7 protein-coding genes are annotated in these 6,351 nt (G+C 32.2%); all 7 read left to right on the top strand.

Annotated elements, in window-relative coordinates:
* Positions 1–201: 201 nt before the first annotated feature.
* Positions 202–783, top strand: a complete 582-nt coding sequence (locus WJN01_RS15300; protein WP_445198032.1) for a hypothetical protein — start codon at positions 202–204, stop codon at positions 781–783.
* A 146-nt stretch (positions 784–929) separates the two neighbouring features.
* Positions 930–1,448, top strand: coding sequence for a hypothetical protein (locus WJN01_RS15295; protein ID WP_445198031.1), 519 nt, complete (start codon positions 930–932; stop codon positions 1,446–1,448).
* A gap of 170 nt (positions 1,449–1,618) precedes the next feature.
* Complete coding sequence (locus tag WJN01_RS15290) at positions 1,619–3,355, top strand: DUF262 domain-containing protein (RefSeq protein WP_445198030.1); 1,737 nt, start codon at positions 1,619–1,621, stop codon at positions 3,353–3,355.
* 149 nt (positions 3,356–3,504) lie between these two features.
* Entirely contained in the window at positions 3,505–4,047 is a 543-nt protein-coding gene (locus WJN01_RS15285; RefSeq protein WP_445198029.1) for a TPM domain-containing protein, read from the top strand.
* A gap of 176 nt (positions 4,048–4,223) precedes the next feature.
* Positions 4,224–4,844 (top strand): hypothetical protein, encoded by a 621-nt coding sequence (locus tag WJN01_RS15280; RefSeq protein WP_445198028.1) that lies wholly within the window; start codon positions 4,224–4,226, stop codon positions 4,842–4,844.
* A gap of 152 nt (positions 4,845–4,996) precedes the next feature.
* Entirely contained in the window at positions 4,997–5,638 is a 642-nt protein-coding gene (locus WJN01_RS15275) for a hypothetical protein (protein WP_445198027.1), read from the top strand.
* 76 nt (positions 5,639–5,714) lie between these two features.
* Complete coding sequence (locus WJN01_RS15270; RefSeq protein WP_445198026.1) at positions 5,715–6,260, top strand: hypothetical protein; 546 nt, start codon at positions 5,715–5,717, stop codon at positions 6,258–6,260.
* The last annotated feature ends 91 nt before the right edge of the window (positions 6,261–6,351 follow it).

Raw genomic sequence — 6,351 nt, 5'->3', positions numbered from 1 at the left:
AGTCCATAGGATGTTCGCAATGGTCAAAAATCAAAAATTATATGATTTTAATTTGCAAATGTCATAGATATCATTGCGGCTGAAATTCCTCTCGGAATTTCATTACAAATTTGCTATCTTTCGGCTACGGCGGAAAGAATCCTGCGGATTTTTCCGCAACGAAATCATAGCCGAGACCGTTGTACACCATTTGCCCAAAAATTGAAATTAGGAGATATATACAAAACAGAATTTGACGAAAGACCGTTACGGATAATCGGATTTGACGATTACGAAGTGTTTTATGACTGTCTCTGGTCTGAAAATAATTGGACATTTTCGAACAATTTTGGTGTCAAAACAATATTCTACCGAATGTCAACCGAGATTTTCAAAACTAAATCGGAATTGATTGAAAATTTGTCTTTAACAGAAAAAGAATCCCAATATTTTCGCCCTGACTTGCCAATGCGTTTTGGAAGAACTAAAAATGTAAGTTGGAATTCTTTCCACTCTGATGAAATTAAAAACTTGAAATCTGACTTTGAGAACCGGAAATTCAACGCAACAAAAATTGTTCTCGTTCCCTATGGCCCAAAAGGCGGATTTAAAAAAGGAGAAATTCTTGAATTTAAATCAGAGTTGAGTGAATTTGATATAATATTAAGGGCAAAAGAAATCCAAGAATCAGTTAATGACCAAAAAAGCAACGGAATTGGATTTTACCGATTGGGTTATGAGAAAGGACTACCGACGTATGCCATCGGAGAATATTTTGACCGTGCTGGAATTATAAAAAAATAAAAAACGGTGTACAACAACGGCTATAATCCATTGCTATGTTGGTTATTTAAACAAAATATTCCTACATTTAACAACCTATGATTCCTACTCGAAAATCCTGCGGATTTTACTCGCAACGGAATCATAGCCAAACCGTTGTGCAACATATGGAAAAACCAATAAGACTGATATTGACTTTATTTTTTCTGACAAACATTAATTGTTCTGGACAAGAAAAATTAGGAAAAGCTAAAATTGTTGAATTGACTGATTATGAGAAAGAGGATTTTTATTTTCCACACGATTGCTCAATGGAATCTGACGTTTTGGACAAAACAATTGAACTCAATAAAAATGGAGATAGTTTTACAATAAAGAATATAGCAAATGACGGATTTACTGGACATATTCTGACCATTGAACTTAATAATGACCTTGACATAATAGGCGTGGAATATGACGAGTGGACTGATGTTATCGATGGTAGCGAAATGACTTTCAAAGCAGATAGTGTTGATTTAAAATTAAATGCTAACCCATTTAATAGTAAAGAACTGACTGGCTATTATACACTTTATATGAAGAACTTTTTCAAAGCTGGAGAATTTTTAAAAAAGCAAGGAATGAAAGACGAAATATTTGACAAAGAATTTTCTGGAAAATTTAGGACTATTTGTAATAAATAAAAAATACGTTGCACAACAACGGCTATAATTCAGCGTGGCGACAGTGCAAAAACCAAAAGTTAAACCTATATTTAAACTGATTTCTCTGCGGAATAGTCCTGCGGACGATTCCACGCCGAAATCATAGCCCAACCGTTGGCATTCATTATAAAAAACGACACGAATAAAATATGGACTTTTACAGGAAAACAACTTTAGGACTTTTTGATAGCTCACAAAAATCATTTGAAATACCAGTATATCAAAGAGCCTATTCTTGGGAGAAAGACCAGTGGCAAACTTTTCTTAACGACTTGTTGGAACAAATTGAAGGAGAGAATAACTACTTCTATGGAAATATCCTTTTAGAAACTGTCAAAAAAGATGTTAAGTATGAAATTATTGACGGACAACAGAGATTAACTACTTTGACCATTTTCATACGCTCAATTCTGAACGTATTGAAAAAGCGAGAAAAAGAGCTCGAAGATTTCGACTTTCAAACTAAAGAAAACATTTTCCTTAAAAACGGTGGGAATATAAAACTACGCCCAGTCGAATATGATAGGGCTTGCTTTGATTCATTAATTATTGACAATCAAAAGAAATTTGAAACAAATACACCTTCACAAGTAAGAATAAAAGAGGCAAAAAACTTTTTTGTCACTGAATTGGAAAAGTTGAATACAGATATTTTACTACGAGTTCTTACAAAAATTGAAACGACTGACCTAACAATTATCGAACTAGAGGGAAAAAAGGATTCTGCGTTAATGTTTGAATTGGAGAATAACAGAGGTAAAGATTTGACAAATATGGAAAAAATCAAATCTTACTTTATGTATCAAATGTACGTTTACAGCGACCCTGAAGAAACAGAATCAAATATTGAAAATGTATCAAATATTTTCAAGCTGATTTATTTAATAATCAATGATTTCAAAAAACTCAACGAAGATAGTGTACTAATTTATCACAACAACGCTTATATCAAAGGCTATAATTACAGGACATTAGAAGATGTTAAAGAAGTTTTCAAAAAATCAGAAAACAAAATAGATTGGATTAAAAAATATATTTCTGAACTTCACACTTCCTTCTCAAATATGAAGAAGTTTGAAAATTCAGATAATTTTTACGCAAAAAAGCTTTCAAAAATAAATGCACCTGCCTTTATCTATCCTTTTGTAATCAGAGGATATAAATACTTTGGAGATGATAGTAAGAAACTGAATACACTATTTAATATACTTGAAATCTTGACCTTTCGTGCAAGATTGATAAATAGCAGAGCCAACATTCAAGAGCGTTTAAATTCAATTCTTCTCAATTTTAAAGGAGATTTAATAAGCCTAAAACAAGAGATTAAAAGTAAATTGAATGAATCTTGGTATTGGAGTGATACAAACACAAAAAATTATCTGAATGGTGGAATGTATGGAAATAAGGTTTTGAACTATTTGCTTTGGGAGTATGAAAATTCAATTCAGAATAAAGGGTATAGTATCAAAAACTTTAGCTTAGAGAATGAACAAATAGAACATATTTCACCGCAAACACCAACAGACGGAGAACCAATAGCAACAGGCTACGACCTGAATGAAGACCGTGAATATTCCGAAGATTTTGTATCCAAGCACCTAAACAGCTTGGGTAATCTAATGTTAATATCAGGCTCACATAATGCTTCAATTGGAAATAAGGCATTTAAAGATAAACTTGACTCTTACAAAGCAAATCCACTTTTAAATCAACAAGCAGAGATTAAAGATTTTGCCACTTCTGAAAATGAAGCAGTTTTTTGGAAAACAGATTCAATCGAAAAACGACATAAGAAAATAGTAGATTTTTCAATCCAAAAATGGAGTTTTGATAAAGTCGAAACGACATATCTAGAAAAAGAATTAATCGAGGACGAAAAAAAATAACGAAATGCCAACAATGTATATAAGCAATAGCGGGTTTAGTGCTAAATCAAAGGTTTGTACTTTTATTAAAAGTCATTACTAAGCTGAAAGTGAAGTGCTTTTTATTCCGCTACTGCTCATATACTAATCCGTTGTACACAATACCTCAAATGAAAATCGGAACTAAAATATTAATCCTATTTCTGACTTTAAATTTGCTTTCTTGTAAAGGAACAGCTCAAGAAACGGAAATTAAAAAAACTACTACTGAATTTGATTTCTCAACAGTTGAAAAATTTCGAGAAACAAAACTCAAAGGTCTAATTATAAACGATTATGACAGCATTTTTAGTCCTTCACAAAGGAAAGAACTATCGGACATTCTTTATGACTATAATATTGAAACAACTCGACAAATAGTTGTGGTAACAATTGACAGTATTAAACCCTATTCAGACATTCGAAAATTCACAACTGATTTAGGAAAATATTGGGGAGTTGGAACTGCGGAAAAAGATAATGGACTGATAATTTTACTTTGCAAACCTTGTGGACAAATACAAATTTCAACAGGATACGGAACTGAACGCATTTTGACCGACGAAATTTGTAAACAAGTAATTGATAAAATAATCATACCAGAATTTAAAAATGGAGAATTTTATAGCGGAATTAAAAACGGTGTGACTGAATTAATAGAAAAATGGAAATAAAAGTACTGTGTACAACACTATCTATACTCCATTGCTTCAGATTTTCCATGCGGAAAATCACTCGCAATAGTCCAATGGCAAGTGCCTTTTTACTAACTTAGCGAAAAACACACGCAACGGAAGCATAGATGCACCGTTGTACAACATTTGACCGAACAATGAAAATCCGAGTTTTAATGATATTATTTTTAGTTTTTTTAGGTTGCAAAAATGCGACTGAAAAGAAAACTGAACAAGTGCAAATTGTTGTCGATTCAACTGGATTAAAAATAGAAAAAGTAGAAAAACCAACTAAAAATCCAAACCTGATTTCTTTACTCGAAAATCCGATTGATTTACAGAATTTCAAAAATTTAAAAAATCCTAATTACGTCACTACAAGCGTAACAAATGGAACTGACTACTATTTTAATCCAAAAATTAAGGATTCTATTTTCTATGTTTATTATTATCCAACAGAGGATTTTACTGACCCAAGAAAAATTGACCGAATAGTGGTTTTTAAATTCGGAGAGAACAAACACAGATATGATGACAAAACAGAAACTTTAATTGAATTTAGCATTTTTAATAAAGATTCGGATTTAGGAAAAGCAAATCTCATCGGACTTTCAAAAACGGAATTGGAATCTGAATTCGGAAATGATTATCTGACTTTCGAAAATGGAATTGCGTACTCGAATAAAAACAAAGTTTTGATTTTGGAAATGGACAGTTCTAAAGTCAAATCTTACAGATATTTAAAATTAAACACCGAGAAAATCGACAAGGAATTAATCGGACAAATAATAAAATAAAAACGTTGTACAACAACGTGTAACACGCATTGCTTCTGATTTTCCTTTCGGAAAATCCTCGCAAGCGTGAATCTTCGGTTTTTTTAGCTATCTTCGTTACCAACCCACACAACGCGGGTTACACAAAACCGTTGTGTGCAAGCGGAAAAAAAATGACGGATAAAGAATTAAAATATTACGACAGAATAAATTCGACTTTTATCGGACGAAAAATAATTGAAGTCTTTTACGAAGAATTGGACTACGAAACTGAATCTGAATATTGGGAACATTCTACCGATATTCATTCTGTAGATATGAATGTTATTCTTAGGTTAGACAATGACGAACTGATTCAAATTAAATGGGATAATGAATTTTACTGTTACGGAATCGGATTTGAAAAACTGGCTGAATTAAACAAAAGAGAAGGAATTAAGACAATTTCGCTGACTGAAAATGGGAATTGGGAAAACTTGACGAACAAAACAATAACGGAAATAATTGTTCTTTGGGATGAGAGTTTTAGTCAAGAATTGCACAAAGTGAATAACGAATTCATACCAAAAGGAGAAAAAAAGAAAATTACTTTACCCCAAACTTGGCAAATGGAATTCGGAATTGACAAAATATGGATTTCAGCACTCGAAATTAAAAAAGGTGAAACTGACTCATATTGGGCTGACCATTTAACAATTTTATTTACTAATAACGGACAAGAAAAATATCAACTGATTAAAAACGCCAGCACACAACAATGTATAACCGCAATTACGGCGGATTCGACTACGTCCGAATCCACTCGGAATTGCTAACGTCAGTGCTTGACCGAAAAACATTAACTTTTATCCCGCAACTGACGGTTATACGAGACCGTTGTAAAACATTTGAATGAAACAACTTCTAACAATCATATTCTTACTTCTGATTTGTAATTTATCAAATGCACAACATACTGATAGATTCAAAAAAATAGTGAGTGAAATTGAGGAAATTGAATCTAAACCAGACACAATTTTTTACGGAAATGGAAAAATTTGGTGGATAAGCACAATTACGACTTATAAGTACAATTCAGAAAACTATTCAACTCATTCAGGAAAGCAAACTCAATATTACAAAAACGGACAAATTGCAAGCGAAGTTCTTTTAGGAAAATACGGAAATATAATATCCTGGAACTCTTATGACCGAGAAGGAAATAAAACATCCGAATCCATAACAACTGAAATCGACTCAAACGCAAATAATCTGACCGAATTTTTCGAATCCGACGAACATATCAGTTTTAAAAGAATTGAAAAATATTATAAATGCTCATATAAACTACAAGTTTGTTATTTGTTCAAAGAAGGACAAACCGTGAACGGAAAAAAGGTCGGACTTTGGAAAACTTATACCGAAAACGGAGAATTGAAAAAAGAAAAAAACTATTGAATAAAAAAACGTTTTACAACACCGGCTATAGTTCCTTTAGACTTGCATAATAAAATATAGTAACTTTAGGATTGACCAAAGAGCAGGTAAA

The sequence above is a fragment of the Tamlana sedimenti genome (assembly GCF_038148895.1).
Classification (GTDB): Bacteria; Bacteroidota; Bacteroidia; order Flavobacteriales; family Flavobacteriaceae; genus Tamlana.
The sequence above is the reverse complement of the archived record's forward strand: the minus strand, read 5'-3'. Positions and strand labels throughout refer to the sequence as shown.

Coding starts and splice junctions, on each gene's coding strand:
- WJN01_RS15295 (WP_445198031.1), top strand. CDS start 930: ATGGAAAAACCAATAAGACTGATATTGACTTTATTTTTTCTGACAAAC.
- WJN01_RS15290 (WP_445198030.1), top strand. CDS start 1,619: ATGGACTTTTACAGGAAAACAACTTTAGGACTTTTTGATAGCTCACAA.
- WJN01_RS15285 (WP_445198029.1), top strand. CDS start 3,505: ATGAAAATCGGAACTAAAATATTAATCCTATTTCTGACTTTAAATTTG.
- WJN01_RS15280 (WP_445198028.1), top strand. CDS start 4,224: ATGATATTATTTTTAGTTTTTTTAGGTTGCAAAAATGCGACTGAAAAG.
- WJN01_RS15275 (WP_445198027.1), top strand. CDS start 4,997: ATGACGGATAAAGAATTAAAATATTACGACAGAATAAATTCGACTTTT.
- WJN01_RS15270 (WP_445198026.1), top strand. CDS start 5,715: ATGAAACAACTTCTAACAATCATATTCTTACTTCTGATTTGTAATTTA.